Annotated in this window: 16 protein-coding genes; 2 read left to right on the top strand and 14 right to left on the bottom strand. The window is 30.1% G+C overall.

All coding sequences use genetic code 11. The annotated features are described in order from the left end of the window. Positions 1-23: 23 nt before the first annotated feature. The 6 genes from dnaG to VK164_RS00530 form a co-directional block, all read right to left on the bottom strand. Entirely contained in the window at positions 24-2000 is a 1977-nt protein-coding gene (gene dnaG / locus VK164_RS00555) for a DNA primase (protein WP_324207497.1), read from the bottom strand. Between the two features lie 135 nt (positions 2001-2135). After that, a complete protein-coding gene (locus VK164_RS00550; RefSeq protein ID WP_324207496.1) occupies positions 2136-3746 on the bottom strand; it encodes a hypothetical protein in 1611 nt (536 codons plus the stop codon). 36 nt (positions 3747-3782) lie between these two features. Next, a complete protein-coding gene (locus tag VK164_RS00545; RefSeq protein ID WP_324207495.1) occupies positions 3783-4463 on the bottom strand; it encodes a hypothetical protein in 681 nt (226 codons plus the stop codon). Further along, complete coding sequence (locus VK164_RS00540) at positions 4450-5019, bottom strand: RNA polymerase sigma factor (protein ID WP_324207494.1); 570 nt, start codon at positions 5017-5019, stop codon at positions 4450-4452. The genes VK164_RS00545 and VK164_RS00540 overlap by 14 nt, the downstream gene beginning before the upstream one ends. Before the next feature lie 69 nt (positions 5020-5088). Beyond that, positions 5089-5640 (bottom strand): hypothetical protein, encoded by a 552-nt coding sequence (locus tag VK164_RS00535; protein WP_324207493.1) that lies wholly within the window; start codon positions 5638-5640, stop codon positions 5089-5091. A gap of 68 nt (positions 5641-5708) precedes the next feature. Further along, positions 5709-6473 (bottom strand): response regulator transcription factor, encoded by a 765-nt coding sequence (locus tag VK164_RS00530; protein ID WP_324207492.1) that lies wholly within the window; start codon positions 6471-6473, stop codon positions 5709-5711. Between the two features lie 193 nt (positions 6474-6666). Here VK164_RS00530 and VK164_RS00525 point away from each other — a divergent pair, with 193 nt between their 5' ends. Next, positions 6667-9078 carry a PAS domain S-box protein gene (locus VK164_RS00525; protein WP_324207491.1) on the top strand — a complete coding sequence of 804 codons (2412 nt, stop codon included), beginning with the start codon at positions 6667-6669 and terminating at the stop codon, positions 9076-9078. 193 nt (positions 9079-9271) lie between these two features. On the opposite strand, the gene VK164_RS00520 is transcribed toward VK164_RS00525, so the two are convergent. Beyond that, positions 9272-10252, bottom strand: coding sequence for a polyprenyl synthetase family protein (locus tag VK164_RS00520; protein WP_324207490.1), 981 nt, complete (start codon positions 10250-10252; stop codon positions 9272-9274). 53 nt (positions 10253-10305) lie between these two features. After that, the gene (rlmN, locus tag VK164_RS00515) at positions 10306-11346 is read right to left on the bottom strand and encodes a 23S rRNA (adenine(2503)-C(2))-methyltransferase RlmN (protein ID WP_324207489.1); all 1041 of its coding nucleotides are present in this window, start codon (positions 11344-11346) and stop codon (positions 10306-10308) included. A gap of 72 nt (positions 11347-11418) precedes the next feature. Here rlmN and VK164_RS00510 point away from each other — a divergent pair, with 72 nt between their 5' ends. Then, on the top strand, positions 11419-12060 hold the full coding sequence (locus VK164_RS00510; RefSeq protein WP_324207488.1) for an O-methyltransferase: 642 nt from the start codon (positions 11419-11421) through the stop codon (positions 12058-12060). Here the strand turns inward: VK164_RS00510 and VK164_RS00505 are convergent. From VK164_RS00505 to VK164_RS00480, 6 genes are all read right to left on the bottom strand, one after another. Further along, positions 12044-12619: a phosphatase PAP2 family protein gene (locus VK164_RS00505; protein WP_324207572.1), complete on the bottom strand. Its 576-nt coding sequence runs from the start codon at positions 12617-12619 to the stop codon at positions 12044-12046. The genes VK164_RS00510 and VK164_RS00505 overlap by 17 nt on opposite strands. Beyond that, complete coding sequence (locus VK164_RS00500) at positions 12619-12963, bottom strand: twin-arginine translocase TatA/TatE family subunit (RefSeq protein ID WP_324207487.1); 345 nt, start codon at positions 12961-12963, stop codon at positions 12619-12621. Before VK164_RS00500 ends, VK164_RS00505 begins: the two co-directional genes overlap by 1 nt. Positions 12964-13058: 95 nt before the next feature. Then, on the bottom strand, positions 13059-15335 hold the full coding sequence (locus VK164_RS00495; protein ID WP_324207486.1) for a M1 family metallopeptidase: 2277 nt from the start codon (positions 15333-15335) through the stop codon (positions 13059-13061). A 15-nt stretch (positions 15336-15350) separates the two neighbouring features. After that, positions 15351-15854 (bottom strand): DUF6702 family protein, encoded by a 504-nt coding sequence (locus VK164_RS00490; protein ID WP_324207485.1) that lies wholly within the window; start codon positions 15852-15854, stop codon positions 15351-15353. A gap of 16 nt (positions 15855-15870) precedes the next feature. After that, positions 15871-16704 carry a hypothetical protein gene (locus VK164_RS00485; protein WP_324207484.1) on the bottom strand — a complete coding sequence of 278 codons (834 nt, stop codon included), beginning with the start codon at positions 16702-16704 and terminating at the stop codon, positions 15871-15873. A gap of 2 nt (positions 16705-16706) precedes the next feature. Further along, positions 16707-17390, bottom strand: a complete 684-nt coding sequence (locus VK164_RS00480; RefSeq protein ID WP_324207483.1) for a hypothetical protein — start codon at positions 17388-17390, stop codon at positions 16707-16709. Positions 17391-17460: the final 70 nt, after the last annotated feature.

Here is a 17460-nt window from a genome sequence, read left to right as displayed (position 1 = left end):
TAAACGCTAATTTTCTCGATACTTTAATTATATCTGGACAAAACCCTCCCTAAGTTTTTTGAAAAAATATGTGTCAGCCCAAGGTAAGCTACAACCATTTCCAATGCTTCTCTGTTGTCTGGTTCTTCATCAGTAGATAAATTATTTTTTAATTCATCAATAATATTATTTACCAAATACCAACGAAGTGTTATAATCGTTTCTGTAACATACTGACTTATCGTTGCTTCTTTCTGTTTTACATAAATTTGCTGTACCTCCCAATTATGTAACACTTCACGCTCTTCATTCATTAAAATTGTGGTGACTTCTTGTGCTAATTCTTCTGGAAGATGCATCAAATATTTATCCAATTCAAAAACTTCATTCTCATTAAAATAAGCTATCAAATGATTATAGATAGCTTTAAAAACTGGATTAGCTAATTCCACTTCATCTTCTTGTAAACTAAGGTAAATACGTTGGTATACTCTATAGCTGTTTTGTTCCTTTACTTCAACCATTTCACCCTCTTCATTTTGAGCTAAAATAGTATCTTCAAAAGCGACTTCTTTGTCGCCATACAACAATAAAATTTGGATTATTTTATGCTCTAATTCATATTGTATATCAACTTTAGTTGTAGGTTGAGAAATATCATTCTTAACTACTTCAAATGCCTTTTGCTCCTCCTTATATTGCTTATTTGCTTCTGATAAATCTTTCTTAACTAATTGTGCCAGCGTGTTAAAAAGTACGTCTTCGGAAATATCCATGATTCGAGAACATTCCTTAATATAAACTTCTCTTTTAATTCGGTCTGGAATTTTAGAAATACTTACTACCATATCTCTAATTAAATCTGCCTTTTTGATAGGATCATTCTTTGCTTCCTGCATCAATAAAGAAGCTTTGAACTGAATAAAATCTTTAGCGTTTTCTTCAAAATATAATTGTAAATCTTCATACGACGTTTTTCGAGCAAAACTATCTGGGTCATCGCCATCAGGAAACGTGCATACTTTTACGTTCATTCCTGCTTCCAAAATCAAATCAATTCCACGAATGGACGCACGAAGTCCAGCAGCATCACCATCAAAAAGCACGGTAATATTTGGTGTTAGTCGATTGATCAAACGTATCTGATCTGGCGTTAAAGCGGTTCCGGAAGAAGCAACCACGTTTTCAATTCCCGCTTGGTGCATTTGGATAACATCGGTATAACCTTCAACTAAATAACAATTGTTTAGCTTGGCAATTGATTGCTTTGCATGAAAAATTCCATATAAAACTTTACTCTTGTGGTAAATATCACTTTCGGGTGAATTGAGGTATTTCGCTGCTTTTTTATCATTGGTAAGAATACGCCCACCAAAACCCAAAACACGTCCGCTCATACTTTGAATAGGAAACATCACACGACCTTTGAATCGGTCGAATTGCTTGTCTTCCTTAACAATGGAAAGTCCAGTTTTGTCTAAATATTCTAATTTATAACCCTTACCAAGCGCTTCCTTGGTAAAAGCATCCCAAGTTTCAGGCGAATATCCTAAACCGAATTTTTTAATCGTGTCTGAAGTAAAACCACGCTCTTTAAAATACGATAATCCAATAGCTTTTCCTTCTTCGGTTTCTAGTAAAGTATGATGAAAATATTTCTGTGCGAACTCAGAAACTAAATACATACTTTCCTTTTCATTCGCTTGTGCTACATCTTCATCGGTTTGAACCGTTTCTTCAATCTCAATATTGTATTTTACTGCTAAATATTTGATAGCTTCAGGATAAGTAAAATGCTCGTGCTCCATTAGGAAAGTAACCGCATTTCCTCCTTTTCCAGAAGAAAAATCTTTCCAAATTTGCTTTACCGGAGAAACCATAAATGATGGTGATTTCTCATTCACAAATGGACTCAATCCTTTCAAATTACTCCCTGCTCGCTTGAGTTGTACAAAATCACCAATTACCTCCTCAACTCGGGCGGTTTCAAATACTTTTTCTATGGTGTCTTTTGATATCAAACTATACGTTTTATGTAGGAAAGTTTCAAAGATACAAAGTTGCAAAGTTAATCCATAAAAAAACTTATAAAAACAAAAAAGTACTTCATTGCTGAAGTACTTTTTCAAAACAGAGAACTTAACCTAACCCTAAATTTAATTAAAATCAAAGCGTATTCCTAACGAAACGTTGTTTTGATCTATATTATTGTTTTTGAACATCGGATTTAAGTCATATTTAACATATAGGCTTGTTTGTCCATATCCTAAATAAGCACTTAACCCGTAATTAAAGTCCGAAACATTGAAATCCCCTTTTTGCTTTTCTTTCACTTTAACATCGTCAACTTCATATTTTAATATTTGTTTTGTTTTTACACGCACACCTCCATAACCCCCAATTCCAAAACGAACCGATTCATGTGTTCTGAAATAAGATTTTGTTCCATCTTTTGAAAGTTTCTTTGGAGTAAAATCGAATTCTAAATGTAATGGTGCGGTTAAATACACATTTCTAAAACGTGATTCGTCTAAATTTACACTTGAAGTGACTAAATCAGTCTGATTTCCGTTTTTTACGAAATAGCGATTATCCGTTGGGCGAAGATTATTATACATTAAAGAAAGTCCGTATTTAGCATGAAGTAAATTGTTATTTTTAAAAATTCTGGAGTTATATGTAATTCCCCATTCATAAAAATGTGACCCCCATACTCTGTAATCTGAATCTTCAAAATTTTCGCCATCAGTAATAACATTATTTAAACCAAAGGCAAAAACAAATTGCGAAGTTGTTCTTTTTGATTTTCTTTCAGCTTTATCTTTTTCACCATTATAGATTTTCATGGAACCTAAATTGATTTCGGTTTTATTTTTTCCAATAGAATCATTTTTATTACCCCCTATAATAATTGTAGTTCCTCCTCTTGCTGATTCTTGATTAGCATCTACAATTTTTCCATCTACTTTATCTTGTACCAATTGTGCCAGTTTTGCTTCTTCAATTGCTACTTTAGTTTCGATGTTATTGGCGCGTTCTTGAGCTATATTAGCTTTTAATTCTTGAGCTTTTTCTGGTGTTATTTTTCCTTCTTTCACTTGCAAATCAATAGCTTCAACTTCTTTCTTTAATGCTTTTTTTTCTTCCGTGGTAATCATTTCGATACTATTTGCAATAGCTTTCGCTTTAGCTTCAAATGAAATATTTTTTAAAGTTCTACCTTTTACAATTCCTGTTTCTGGAACAGTATCATCTACAACTTCAATTTGTATATCTTTAAACCATATTTGACCTGTACCATCCAATAAAACACCATAAGATAAATTAGTTGCATCTTGGGGAACATATAAAACAATTTCGTATTTATCCCAATCATTTGTCCCTTCTATAGGCCTGTTTTCCATATTATCAAAAGAAAGAACTTTATTTTCATAATAATCAATTCGCATCCAAAGTCCAGCCCAAGATTTTACATTTTTACTTTTAACATAACCTGTCATTTTAACCGTTTTTCCTGAATATATATTTGGCTTACTAGATTGCATTAAAGTTCCAAAACCATTTATTTTTTTATCAATAGATTTAATCGTTAAAACTTTTTGCTCTTTATCTGTTGAATTTTTCAACAAACCCATTTCATAACTTTCTGACTTACTTCCACGTTCAATCCATTCAGTTGATTTCTCTATAGTTTCTAGCTCCTGCGCAACCCCTTTAGTTACTAAACTAAACACAATAAGAATTGTGTACAAAATAATTTTTTGCATGACTGTTTGATTTTTAATTAATGATGATTTTTAATTTTATTCGTAATTTCTATTGGCTAATGCAGATTTAGCATCTTGAAATTTTCTATTTAATTTATCCAAAGTTGTTTCTCTGTGTGTATTGTCTAATTCTTTTTCAACAGTAGTCAATAAAGAATTAGCATCTACTTTCATTTTAGATTTAGGAGTAATTTTTTTATCTGAAGTAATTACTTTTTCTCCTGTTTGAACTTCCGCTAATAAATCCTCTGGAGAAACATATTTATATGTATTAGGCAAAGGTTTTTGCATAATAGGGTTATCTTGAATTACGTTCTCCTCTTTTACGGGTTCCTTTGTATCTATAGATTTTATAAATCTTGATTGTTCTTTTGAATTATTTTTTCCATTTTGAACTAATAAAATTTGTTCATTTTTAACTGAATTTCCATCACTTTTATTTATTCTAACTGAATCATTTTTTTTATTAATTGTTGTTACAATTGGAGTTGAATTATTAATTTCTGGTGTTTCGCTTGAATTGAAAAGAAAGAACCCTAATCCAAAAAAAAGTATCATAGACGCGGCTACAAAAAACCAACCATAGCCTTTCTTTGACTTTTTTTCTTCCGAAACGGTTAGCATTGCATCTAATCTGTCCCAGGCTTGAGCAGAGGGTTGAATTTCTCTCGCATTCAACTTTTCTCTTATTTGATTATCTATTTTACTTGGTTCCATTTAATTTGTTTCTTAAGTCTGTGATTTGTTGTTGCAATAACTTTCGGGCATGTGATAATTGCGATTTTGATGTTCCTTCACTTATTTTTAGCATTTCGGCTATTTCCTGATGTTTATACCCTTCAATTGCATATAAATTAAACACTGTTTTATAACCAACAGGCAAATTGTCTATCATGTTTTGAATGTCATCTGCCAAAAAATCTTCCATTTCATAAACCGATTCATTTTCGCTTACTGTAACATCTTCAATATCTTGATGATTAAAATTATTCTTTTTCACCCGAAGAAAATCAATACATTCATAAATCATAATTCTTCGAATCCAACCTTCAAAACTGCCTTTGTGCTCAAAATTTTTTAGATTGGTAAACACTTTCATAAATCCAGTAATCATTACATCTTCTGCGTGATGAATATCTCTTATGTATTGACGACAGACACTCAACATTTTTGAAGAAAACTTGGCATAAATTTGCTGTTGTGCTTGTCGATTATTTTCGACAGCCAAGGTAATTAGTTGCTTTTCTTCTTGATGTAACTGGATAACTTTCATAAAAAGTGTTCAGTAAAATATTCTTCTATAAACATAGACGAGAATGATTTCAAAATGGTTGTATGAAGTTTAATTTATTTTAAAAATTTCTTTTTTATCTCCGGTTTTTAAATCAAAACTAACAATAACCACTTGATTTTCAGAATTTTTCAAAAAACTCTTCTGAATAATGATTAATTTATCACTCTCTTCCGAAAGTTCGTACTCTATTATAGTTGACCAATCACTATTTAATTTGATTAAGCTAAAATTGACCAAATCAATCAAATATAAGTTTCTTGAATAATTAGAAGACAATTTTACAGATTTTTCGTTTTCAAAAGAAGTTTCAACTAAAATGAAATTTTGATTTTTAAACAATGATTTACAGTCAGTTTTAACCTTATTTATGTTTTCATTCAAAGGTAAAACAATATTTTTTACTTCATCTAATTTAGAATTTATAATTAGAATTTGATTGTTTTCACGAGTATTTGAACTCATTTTTGAATGTTTTTCATAAGACGAAACATAAAAATATGTACTTTCAACCTTTTGTAATGAATTGAAAAATACTTCATTTTTTACTTGAGCATGTAATGAAAAACTTAAAAGAATAAATGTAAAAAATATCTTTCTCATACTATATAATTTAAAATATTTATAATTATATAGACGAGAAAAAAAGTTATAGGGTTGTATAAAAGTAATTAATTAAGATTTCTTTTTTTTATGTAACTTTTTGGTGAAGTATTTGTGTATTCTTTAAAGCTAATTGAAAAATAAGAAAGCGAATTAAATCCACAAGAATCCGCAAGTTGTTGCACATTGGTTTCTCCTGCTTCAATTAAACGTATTGCATATTCAATTCTAAACTCTCTTATATATTTAGTTGTATTAACTTGTTTATCTCTTCTTATTTTTTTGTCTAAAGCTGATTTACTAATAAATAACTCCGAAGCAATTTTTTCAATGGTAATGTTTGATTTGATATTTTTAATTATTACCTCATTCAGTCTTTCAAAGAAATTTTTATTTTTAAGTTTTATAGTTACTTTTGAAAAAGGATCTTGAATAGTTCGCTTCATTAGCGTTTCTTTATACTGAAGAAAATTTTTAATTTTAAAGATAAGTTCCTGAATTTTAAATGGTTTATTAATAAAATCATTCACTCCATTTTCGAGTTGTTTTAACTTCGTCTCAAAAGTCATATCGGCAGTAATAATCAAAAATGGAATTTCATCATATTTTTTTAGTTTTCTAATTTTAAAAAACAATTCTTCTCCAGACATTATCGGCATCATTAAGTCACACACAATAATATCTGGTATTTTAGTTTCTAAATAATGATAAGCTTCCAGTCCATTTTGGCACCATTTAACCTCATAATCATTCACTTCTAACAATTCAGAAACTGTTTGCCCTAATGAAATATCGTCTTCAATTAATAATATTTTAGATGCTTTTTTCTTCATAAGGTAAATTTAGTTTAATATTTTTTAAATTATAAATAATTTACTTTTAATCATTCGTACACAGAAACATATTTAAAGAAAATTAATCTAAGTTTGTTCATCAAAACTTAATAGAAATACTTTATTCCTAATAATAATTTATATACAAATTTAAAAAAATAAACTCTTTCTATTACAATTAGTCCCTATCTAAATGAACCATCTACTTAAAGCAATCTCAGAAGCAAATAACCACTTACTCAAAGAGTATAGTATAACTCATGCTCTCCAAGAATGTATTACAGCATTAGGAAGCAATATCTTAGTTGATAGATGTTATATTTTTAAAAATGAGATTAAAGATGGGGTATTAATACTTAATTATGAATATGAATGGTGCAAAAAAGATGTTACGCCATTTATTGGAAACCCTGAATTAAGCGGCATACCTTATGATGTTTTCCCTGGATTACTTGAAACCTTAATCCAAAATCTTCCTCTATATGGTCTTGTTCGTGAAAGCGACAACGTTCTTTTTAGAGAAACTATGGAAATGCAAGGAATTAAATCTTACTTATTTACTCCTATTTTTTCAAATGATGAATTTTGGGGCTGGATTGGATTTGACGATTGTGAAACCGAACGAATATGGCAAGAAGAAGAAGTTAATGTACTGCATACCGTAGCTAGAAATATTGGAATTCGATTAAATCAAGACAAAGTACATTTTGAACTCGAGAGCGCATTAGACGAACTCAATTTCTATATGAAGAGTTCTAAACAAGCTAAATGGGAGTGGAATATTATTACCGGAGAAGTTAAATTCACTTATTATTGGTTTGAAATGCTTGGCTTTACTCCAGAAGAATTAGAAGAATCATTTGAAACTTGGAGAAGCAGAATTCATCCTGAAGATTTATCAGAAATTGAACAAAATCTTAATAATTATATCAATAAAATAAGTAAAAATTATTCTGGCGTCGTTAGAATGCTTCATAAATTAGGCCATTATGTTTGGATAAAGTATTCTGGAATAATGATAACTGATAATTTTGGAGTAGCAACAAAAATTGTAGGAACACATATTGATATTAGCGAAATAAAAGAAAAAGAAATTGAATTAGCACAACAAAGAAATGAATATGATCATTTAGTAAATAGTTTAGCAGAAGTAATTTTTAAAACTGAACTAAATGGTAACATCATTTTTTTAAATAGTCAATGGGAAAAAACTACTGGCTATAAAATAAATCAATGCATAAACCATAATCTATTTGACTATTTCGAAAACATTACCTGTGAAATTATAGAAAGTCAACTTGAAGAAAGCAGTTCCACAAAACTATTTGAAGCTCAATTAGTTAAAAAAAATGGCCTTAAAATCTGGGTATTACTTATTTTAACCATACAAACGGATATTAGAAATAATAAAAAAATTGCCATTGGAAGTATCACAGATATTAATGACACCATAAGTCTAAAAAATGAATTAGAAATTTCTGAACAAAAATTTAGATTTATAGCAGAAAACACTTCCGATTTAATCATGCAACATCGCCCAGATGGAATAGTTACATATGTTTCTAGTAATTGTGAAAAATTAATTGGTTATAAACCTCATGAACTTTTAAACAAAAGCCCTTATTTAATTTTACACCCCGACGATTTAGAACGCATTAGAATTCAACATAAAAACATCTTGAATTTTAAAAATGAAATTATGACTTTTAGGGTGAGAAGAAAAGACCAAGAATATATTTGGTGTGAAACTTCATCCAATATAATTTTAAACTCAAACAAAGAAATCATTGGTGTACAAACGTCAAGCAGAGATATTACTGAAAGAGTTAAAGATCAAGAAGAAATTAAATTAGCTTTAGAAAAAGAAAGAGAACTAAATGAATTAAAATCGGGTTTTGTTACTATGGCATCTCACCAGTTTAGAACACCTCTTTCGGTAATTTTTTCTAATGTTGAGCTTTTAAATTATAAAATTAACACCAAGAAAGTAATCATTAAAGATGATGTTGAAGTAATTACCAATCGGATTAGCAATGAAGTCAACAGAATGACTGAATTAATGAATAATATCTTAGTTTTTGGAGAATATGAGTCTAATAATTTAAAAATAGAAATCAAAGAAATTTTACTCTCTGATTTTATAGAAAAACTTATAGAAACTTATTTTAATAGTGAAAAAGACAATCGAAAATTAATCTTCGAGATGACCGGAACTGAAAAACCAATTTTGTCAGATGAAAGTCTTTTAATACACATTTTAAATAATTTAATTTCAAATGCTTTTAAATATTCAAAAGGAAGCTCAAATCCTATTTTAAAAATAGATTTTGAACCAGCATACTTCAAAATTCAAATAATAGACTTTGGCATCGGTATTATTCCAAAAGAAACAAAACATTTGTTCAAATCATTTTACCGAGGAAGTAATACTTCCACTATTCAAGGTTCGGGATTAGGCTTAATTATTGCTAAACAATTCACAGAATTATTAAATGGAACAATTTCTATATCAAGTAAGATTGATGAAATGACAGTAGTTTCTCTTAAATTTCCATACAAACAAAAGAAAATAAAACAAACTAATATAAAACATAAAACTCTCTAACTAAAGAAAAATGGACACTCCTCTAAATGAATTTTTAAAATACTATAACGGTTACATAAAAACAAAGGGATTTGAACCTACTGCATATGATGTAAATTACTGGGTTCAAAATTTCTTCAAACAAACAAAAAGCAAGGAAAAAAAGAATGAAATAAAAAATAACTCTGAGAAAAAATAATATTTGAATCAAATATTATTTTTTTCTCTCTATCACATAATTTACCATCAAAGTAAGTGCATCCTTATAAGGAGAAGAAGGGAAATCTTGCAGTAATAAAAGTGCTTCCTGCTGAAATTGAACCATTTTTTGTTCGGCATAAGCCAGTCCACTTTGTTGTTTTACAAAAGAGATTACTTCCTTTACCCTTTTTTTATCCTTATTGTGATTTTTAATCGAATTTATCACCCAGCTTTTCTCTTTTGCTGTGCAATGATTTAAAGTATAAATTAATGGCAATGTCATTTTTTGTTCTTTAATGTCAATTCCCGTTGGTTTTCCGATAGCATCATCGGTGTAATCAAACAAATCATCTTTTATTTGAAAAGCCATTCCAATAAGTTCACCAAATTTTCGCATTTTTTCTACTAATACAGCGTCATTTGGAGCAACAGAACAAGCACCAAGCGAGCAACAAGCTGCAATTAAAGTAGCTGTTTTTTGTCTGATGATTTCGTAATAAACATCTTCTGTTATATCTAATCTTCGCGCTTTTTCAATTTGAAGTAATTCGCCTTCACTCATTTCACGAACAGCAACAGAAATAATTTTTAGTAAATCAAAATCATTATTATCTATTGAAAGTAACAATCCTTTCGACAACAAATAATCACCCACTAAAACTGCTATTTTATTTTTCCAAAGTGCATTTATGGAGAAAAAACCACGACGTTTGTTACTATCGTCAACCACATCATCATGTACTAAAGTTGCAGTATGAATTAATTCAATAACAGAAGCACCTCGATAGGTACGCTCATTAATTGAACCTCCAGAAACCATTTTAGCGGTTAAAAAAACAAACATTGGTCGCATTTGTTTTCCCTTTCGGTTAACAATATAGTGTGTGATTCTATTTAATAAAGCAACTTTTGAAGACATTGCATCACGAAACTTTTCTTCAAAAAGTTCCATTTCTTGGGCAATAGGCAGCTTTATTTGTTCGGTTATTTTCATTAGTAAACAAAAGTAAGAAAGTTTTTAAAACATTTTACTACTAGTTCACTTTTTTACGATTTATTCGCTAGTTGTCCACAAGCCGCATCAATATCCTTACCTCGACTTCTTCTTACTTTTGCCACGATATTACTTTTCGTCAAAGCAGAAATATAGGAATCAATTGCTTCATTAGAGGCTTGTTGAAACATTCCATCATCAATAGGATTGTACTCAATAAGATTAACTTTACAAGGAACATATTTGCAAAATTTCACCAAAGCATCAATCGATTTTTTATCGTCGTTGATACCTTTCCAAACTACATACTCGTAAGTGATTTTACTTTTGGTTTTTCTGTACCAATATTCCAAACTTTCACGCAAATCAGTTAGTGGAAAATTCTTGGTAAATGGCATAATTTCATTTCGAATTTCCTCCACAGCAGAATGTAATGAAACGGCTAATTTGAATTTCACCTCATCATCCGCCATTTTTTTTATCATTTTCGGAATTCCAGAAGTTGAAACCGTGATGCGTTTTGGCGACATTCCTAAACCTTCGTTAGACGTAATCATATCAATCGCTTTCATCACGTTAGGATAATTCATCAAAGGCTCACCCATTCCCATAAAAACAATGTTAGATAAAGGTCGGTCATAATATAAACGGCTTTCATTATCAATTGCTGCTACTTGGTCATAAATCTCACCTGGTTCCAAATTTCGCATGCGTTTTAATCGCGCTGTAGCACAAAAATTACAATCTAAACTGCAACCTACTTGCGAAGAAACACAAGCAGTGGTTCGAGTTTCAGTAGGAATTAAAACCGATTCTACAATTAAGTCATCGTGCAAACGAACAGCATTTTTGACGGTTCCATCTTCGCTACGTTGCAATGTATCAACTTTTATATGATTGATAACAAAATTAGCTTCTAACATAGCGCGAGTTTCTTTAGACACATTAGTCATATCTTCAAAAGTATGTGCCCGTTTTTGCCATAACCATTCATAAACTTGATTACCACGAAATGCTTTATCTCCATTGGAAACAAAAAAATTACGCAATTGTTCTTTTGTAAGTGCTCGTATGTCTTTTTTCTCGATTTGCATGGTGCAAAGTTAGGTTAAAATGTTAAATCGTTTAATTGTTAATTTGTATTTTTGCCAAAATTTGATTTCATCATGCACTTTATATCCGAAGAATTAGAAGATTATGTAGCCAATCATTCAGAAAACGAGCCTGAATTATTAGCCAAGCTTAATAAAGAAACACACCAAAAAATTCTACAACCAAGAATGTTGAGTGGTCATTTTCAGGGAAGAGTTTTGAGTATGTTGTCTAAAATTATTCATCCAACAAATATACTTGAAATTGGAACATATACAGGTTATGCGGCTTTGTGTTTAGCAGAAGGTTTAGCTGCAAACGGCACTTTAGATACGATTGATATAAACGAAGAATTGTTTGATTTCCAAAAAAAATATTTTGATGCTTCACCTTGGAGTACTCAAATCATCCAACATTTAGGTAATGCAATTGAAATCATACCAACATTGAACAAAAAATTTGATTTAGTTTTTATTGATGCTGATAAGGAAAATTATGTAAATTATTTTCATTTAATTGTCCCTATCATGAACAAAGGCGGCATCATTTTGTCAGACAATGTATTATGGAGCGGAAAAGTGCTAGAAGAAGTAAAATTGAACGACAAAAGCACTCAAGTTTTATTAGACTACAATAAACTATTAAAAGAAGACCCAAGGGTAGAAACAGTTTTACTACCTATTCGTGATGGTTTGACAGTTAGTCGTGTTCTATGATGAAATTATATTTTTTGTTAAAGAGCAAATACATTCTATAAAATACAAAGCCAAAAGTTGCTCCAAACAAATACCCTGTTAAAATATCACCAGGAAAATGTAATCCAAGGTAAATTCTACTAAAAGCAAAAATAAGTGGAAAACAAAACAACAAATGGGTGTGTCTATAGTATTTTCTAATTATTAAATATACAAACACAGTAGAGGCCATTGAATTGGCAGCATGACCTGAGAAAAAACTAAATGATTTTCTTGTAATTACTTCTCGTATTATTCCATCAAATTCTGGAACATTACAAGGACGTAAGCGTTCAAAAGTATTTTTGAATAAGTTTGTAATCTGATCAGTAAAGGTGATTAAAACAGCCAAAAAAAGAATGATTATTCCTAAATTTTTCCAGCCCATTTTTTTTTGAATCAAATAAAAAACGGCTAAAAATAAAGGCGACCAGTAAATTTGCTTGGTAATAATTTTCCAAAAACCATCAAAAGGCTCAGAACCTAAACCATTTAAAAAAACAAACAAATCCTTGTCAAGTTGAATTAAATGTTCCAAAATTAAGATTGTCTTTTAATAGGTCCTGTCAAATCTTCTATATTCTCTTTTACTTCTTGAATAGGATTTTGAATACCCAAATCAATATTCTCAATTGGGTTCACCATTTGCGAAATACCAGCTTTTGCTTTATTAATTTCTTCCGAGACACCTCCAGTAATTGAATCTAAATCCACCCCATTATCTCTAGCTCCTTTTTGAATTTCACTTTTAATTTCGTTAGTTGCATTTTTTAATTGCGCCATTGTTTTACCTAAAAACCTTGCGATATCAGGTATTTCTTTTGAACCAAAAAGCATTAAAACTACAACTAGAATTAATAATAATTCTCCTATTCCGTCAAACATAATTACTATATTTATGTTGCAAATTTACAAAGTTTTACTTCGATTACTCTTAAAGTATTCAAAAAAAAGACTATCCGTAGATAGTCTTCAATAATTTATTTTTTTTCTAAAGTATCAAACTTAGATTCCATTTCGGCTTTTGGCCAAAAATTATTGGCAACATCAATATCTGCTGTTTCTAGCTTTGGATCTAATTGAATTTTTACCACTTTTTTCTCGGTTGCAAAAACTCGTCTTGCTGTTGCATTATTTTTTCTCCAAATTTGAGCTGGAAAGACTTGTGTTTCATTTGTTCCATCTTCAAACTGAAGCTCAACAATGATTGGCATAATTAATCCCCCTGGTTTATCAAACTCAACTTCATAGAAAAATCTTGGTGATTTTAATGCGGTAATTTCTTCAGCTGTATAATTTTTAGTTAAATAATCATTCAATGCTTGTACTTTTGAAGCATCAAAACCATTCTTTAATTCTGGCTTAAATTCTGTTGATCCTTCTAAAACCAATTTTAACATTGATTGTCCATCACCTATTTTTCGACCTCTTCTGTTAAATTGTTGTTGCGCTTCTTTTGGATCTTGTTCAATAACATAATATTGTTTCACATCTTTAATACCAATGTCTGTATAATCAGTAGAGTAAAACCAACCTCTCCAAAACCAATCTAAATCTACAGCAGAAGCATCCTCCATTGTTCTAAAAAAATCTTCTGGTGTAGGATGTTTAAATTTCCAACGGTTTGCGTATGTTTTAAAAGCATGATCAAACAACTCATGCCCCATAATGGTTTCTCTTAAAATATTCAAACCAGTTGCTGGTTTCCCATAGGCATTAGCCCCAAAATTATAAATACCTTCTGAGTTAGTCATAATTGGCTCTAAATATTGTTGATTTCCTTTCATATATGGAACAATTTTTGAAGCTGGACCTCTATCAACAGGGAAATTAGGATCAAAAGAAATTTCTGTTAAATATTCTAAAAAAGTATTTAAACCTTCGTCCATCCATGTCCATTGTCTTTCATCTGAATTAACAATCATAGGAAAAAAATTATGTCCTACTTCATGAATAATTACACCTAACATTCCGTATTTTACTCTATTACTTACAAATCCTTTATCGTCTGGACGTCCATAATTCCAACAAATCATTGGATATTCCATACCTTGATCTTCTGCAGAAACCGAAACCGCTTTTGGATAAGGATAATCAAAAGTGTAGTGTGAATATGTTTTTAAAGTATGTGCAACTGCTTTTGTAGATAAATCTCCCCAAAGTGGATTTGCTTCTTTAGGATAAATAGAAATGGCAAGAGGCTTGTTGGTAGGTAAATCAACAGCCATGGCATCTAAAATAAATTTTCTTGAAGTTGAAAAACCAAAATCACGAACATTTTGCGCTTTAAATTTCCACGTTTTTTTCTTGTCTGAAAAACCTTTTTCTGCTTGAGTAGCTTCTTCTTGTGTTACAATTACAACTGGTTTATCAAATGTTTTTTGAGCAAGCTCCCATCGTTTCATTTGTTCAGCTGTATAAACTTCACTTTTGTTTTGAATAACTCCAGTCCCTTCCATAATATGATCCGCAGGAACTGTGATATTAACTTCATAATCTCCAAAAGTCAATGCAAATTCTCCTCTTCCCCAAAATTGCATGTTTTGCCAACCTTCCACATCGCTATAAACTGCCATTCTTGGATAAAATTGAGCCATAACATACAAACGATTTCCATCTGCAAATTGCTCATAACCAGAACGACCGTTATTAGCTTGCTCCATGTAATTCACAATATTGTACCACCATTTTATTGAAAAAGTTACTTTTTCTCCATTTTTTAATGGTTTTGGTAAATCTATACGCATCATTGTTTGGTTGATGGTATATTTCATTGGATTTCCTTTTGCATCTTTTACATATTCTATATTAAAACCTCCTTGGAAGGGCTTTTCAATATATTTTTTAGCAAAACCATCTGTTGAAATAGATTTATTTAAACTTTCATTTTCAATTAATGGTGTTTTTGAATCTGGCTTTTCAATATTTTGATCCAATTGAACCCATAAATATTCTAAAGATTCAGGAGCATTATTATAATATGTAATCGTTTCAGAACCATATAGTTTTTTATTCTTATCGTCTAATTCCAGATCCATTTTGTAATCTGCTTTTTGCTGATAATAAGCTGGCCCTGGTGCTCCAGAGGCAGTTCTAAACATATTTGGCGTCGCCATTTCTTGATACATTTGACGAAATTTATTTTCATCATAATGTCCTGATTCGCGTTTTTTTTCTTCAGGTTTTACTTCTTGTGCAGAAACTCCAAAAGCTACTGTAATGGATAAAAAAACACTTAATAGAATTGATTTTCTCATAATATTATGGTCGGTTTAATAGTCAATTTTTTCTTCTAATTCAGTATTAGTCAACAAAAAGCTTTTTTTGTTACTATTAATATTTGTGTGAACAATATTTTGTTGATCAACAAAAGTTTCTGTTAATAAAGAATTATAGATTTCGAAAGTATTTATTTTTTTTGAAATAGCAATTTTAGTATAAACAATTAACACATCTCCTTCTACTTCTTTTGCTAAATAATCAATAGTTTGTGGCTTTTTATTGATTGAAATTTTAATTTTTTCTTTCAAATAAGATTTAATCCACTCTTCTGCTTCTGGAAGCTCATTGGTTGAAGTTAAATTTGGCTTTTTCTTATATTTTTTTGTAAGTGCTTTTTCTAAATCATCTATAAAAATTCGAGAAGTGATTTCTATTCTCTTTTTATTTGGCACATAATCAATTTGAGTAACCGACACATAAAACTTATGAGCTGCAAATGAGCTACACAATGCAAAACAAAAAAATAAAAATATTATTTTATTACTCTTTTTCATTTGGTAAAAATAATAATTATTCTTTAGGTATTTGCAACTTAAATTCTGTTGCTTTATTGACCAAATATTCTATTAATTTTAGTTCATTCTCAGTTTTTAATAATGTTGACAATTCATAAATTGAAAGTTCGGAGAAACTCATAAAAATGGGAATATCTTCATTTTTAATTTTAAGTGTTTCTACAAAAAAATTATTGGAAAAGCGCTCGAAAATATGTTCTGAAAACGATTTAGATTGCAAATCTCTAATACGTCTTTCTTCATAAACCTGTTCGGAATGCGTTTTGGAATCTCTATTGATTCCTAATAATTTTCCAATACCAGTTCCTATTGCTATAATATCAACACTTGCTCCTGGCGCAAAACTATTTGGCATAGCAATATTTAGAGGAGATTGAGATGTAATATCATCTTCATAATATTTTACTGCTTTTGCATCGATACCTACAAAAGCTTCTCCATAAACTTGAATTCGCTTTGTGTCTTCTTTTAAATCGCCAGTAAGTGAATATGGAGAAATAACAACTTCATCAAGTTCGGTAATTTTAACATGTAGCTTTATTTCTAATTCTTCTTTCCAAAAATCTTTCTGGGTCAAGATGTACTTTTGTGATACAAAAGAAGTACCTTCAAAAAACAATGTATCTGTTGGTCTAGCTCGTATCGAAAATTTTCCGTCAATATCAGTAACTGCTCTAACATTTGAAGAAACGTTAAATACTGCCACATTTTCAACATCAAAAGAGTCAACAGCAATTTTTCCACGCAGTACCTTTCGCTCAATTCCTTGAGAGAATGAAGTTTGTACAAAAAAAAATAAACCTATAAAAGACAAAAAAAATGTGTTCATTTCTATTTTCTTTCTTCAATTTTAACTACTTCAAACTCATTTATTTCTCTATACTTTGAAGCTAATTCGGATAAGACAAATGTTGCCATAGTGTAATTTTTAGTTTTCATAGCTGCTGCAAATTGTTCGTTTTCTGCTGCATAAAATAAAAATCCATCTACATATTCTTCTGGGATTTTTAAAGTATTTACGATATACTCTCTTTCATAATTATTAGCCATTTTAGTTTGAAGCAATTCTTTTTTCTCAACTTCTACTTCTTTTTTTAACATTTTGGTTCTTCCAGAGATCCAATTAAGCAATGGGTCAACTGAAATTACTGAACCTATCGACATTTCTCCAGCTGTTTTAAGTTTGCGCTCGGCTGGTGTGTAAGTTTTTTGTCCTTTTGGTACAATCCCCAAAGCTTCTGCATTTATATTTTTATAATCAGTTATGGTAACTTCACTAAGTTGATTACTTATTAATTGCATTGTAATAAAAACTAAATTTTCACCAAAATCTTTATCCGTTATAATATGCGTTTCAGCTTTTAAATTGAAAGCACTAAAAATTAATGTATCTTTTTTCTTTCCAAAAATTGAAAAATACCCTCCTCGTTGTGTTAGAACTTCTTGGTTATTTGAAATGTTTTTTACTAAAATTCCTTCCACTTCATTTGCATTTGACACTATTTTTCCATTCACAATAGAATCGTTTTGCGAGAAAACAAATATTGGAAAAAGAGAAAGAAAAAAAAGTAATTGTTTCGTCATG

The sequence above is a fragment of the Flavobacterium sp. genome, assembly GCF_035299005.1.
Taxonomy (GTDB): domain Bacteria; phylum Bacteroidota; class Bacteroidia; order Flavobacteriales; family Flavobacteriaceae; genus Flavobacterium.
Note: the sequence above shows the minus strand (reverse complement) of the source record. Positions and strands in the feature narration are given on the sequence as shown.

What these genes read in the sequence shown, in the direction of transcription:
- VK164_RS00550 (WP_324207496.1), bottom strand. Translation starts at nt 3,746, where the DNA reads ATGCAAAAAATTATTTTGTACACAATTCTTATTGTGTTTAGTTTAGTA.
- VK164_RS00545 (WP_324207495.1), bottom strand. Translation starts at nt 4,463, where the DNA reads ATGGAACCAAGTAAAATAGATAATCAAATAAGAGAAAAGTTGAATGCG.
- VK164_RS00540 (WP_324207494.1), bottom strand. Translation starts at nt 5,019, where the DNA reads ATGAAAGTTATCCAGTTACATCAAGAAGAAAAGCAACTAATTACCTTG.
- VK164_RS00535 (WP_324207493.1), bottom strand. Translation starts at nt 5,640, where the DNA reads ATGAGAAAGATATTTTTTACATTTATTCTTTTAAGTTTTTCATTACAT.
- VK164_RS00530 (WP_324207492.1), bottom strand. Translation starts at nt 6,473, where the DNA reads ATGAAGAAAAAAGCATCTAAAATATTATTAATTGAAGACGATATTTCA.
- VK164_RS00525 (WP_324207491.1), top strand. Translation starts at nt 6,667, where the DNA reads ATGAACCATCTACTTAAAGCAATCTCAGAAGCAAATAACCACTTACTC.
- VK164_RS00520 (WP_324207490.1), bottom strand. Translation starts at nt 10,252, where the DNA reads ATGAAAATAACCGAACAAATAAAGCTGCCTATTGCCCAAGAAATGGAA.
- rlmN (WP_324207489.1), bottom strand. Translation starts at nt 11,346, where the DNA reads ATGCAAATCGAGAAAAAAGACATACGAGCACTTACAAAAGAACAATTG.
- VK164_RS00510 (WP_324207488.1), top strand. Translation starts at nt 11,419, where the DNA reads ATGCACTTTATATCCGAAGAATTAGAAGATTATGTAGCCAATCATTCA.
- VK164_RS00500 (WP_324207487.1), bottom strand. Translation starts at nt 12,963, where the DNA reads ATGTTTGACGGAATAGGAGAATTATTATTAATTCTAGTTGTAGTTTTA.
- VK164_RS00495 (WP_324207486.1), bottom strand. Translation starts at nt 15,335, where the DNA reads ATGAGAAAATCAATTCTATTAAGTGTTTTTTTATCCATTACAGTAGCT.
- VK164_RS00490 (WP_324207485.1), bottom strand. Translation starts at nt 15,854, where the DNA reads ATGAAAAAGAGTAATAAAATAATATTTTTATTTTTTTGTTTTGCATTG.
- VK164_RS00485 (WP_324207484.1), bottom strand. Translation starts at nt 16,704, where the DNA reads ATGAACACATTTTTTTTGTCTTTTATAGGTTTATTTTTTTTTGTACAA.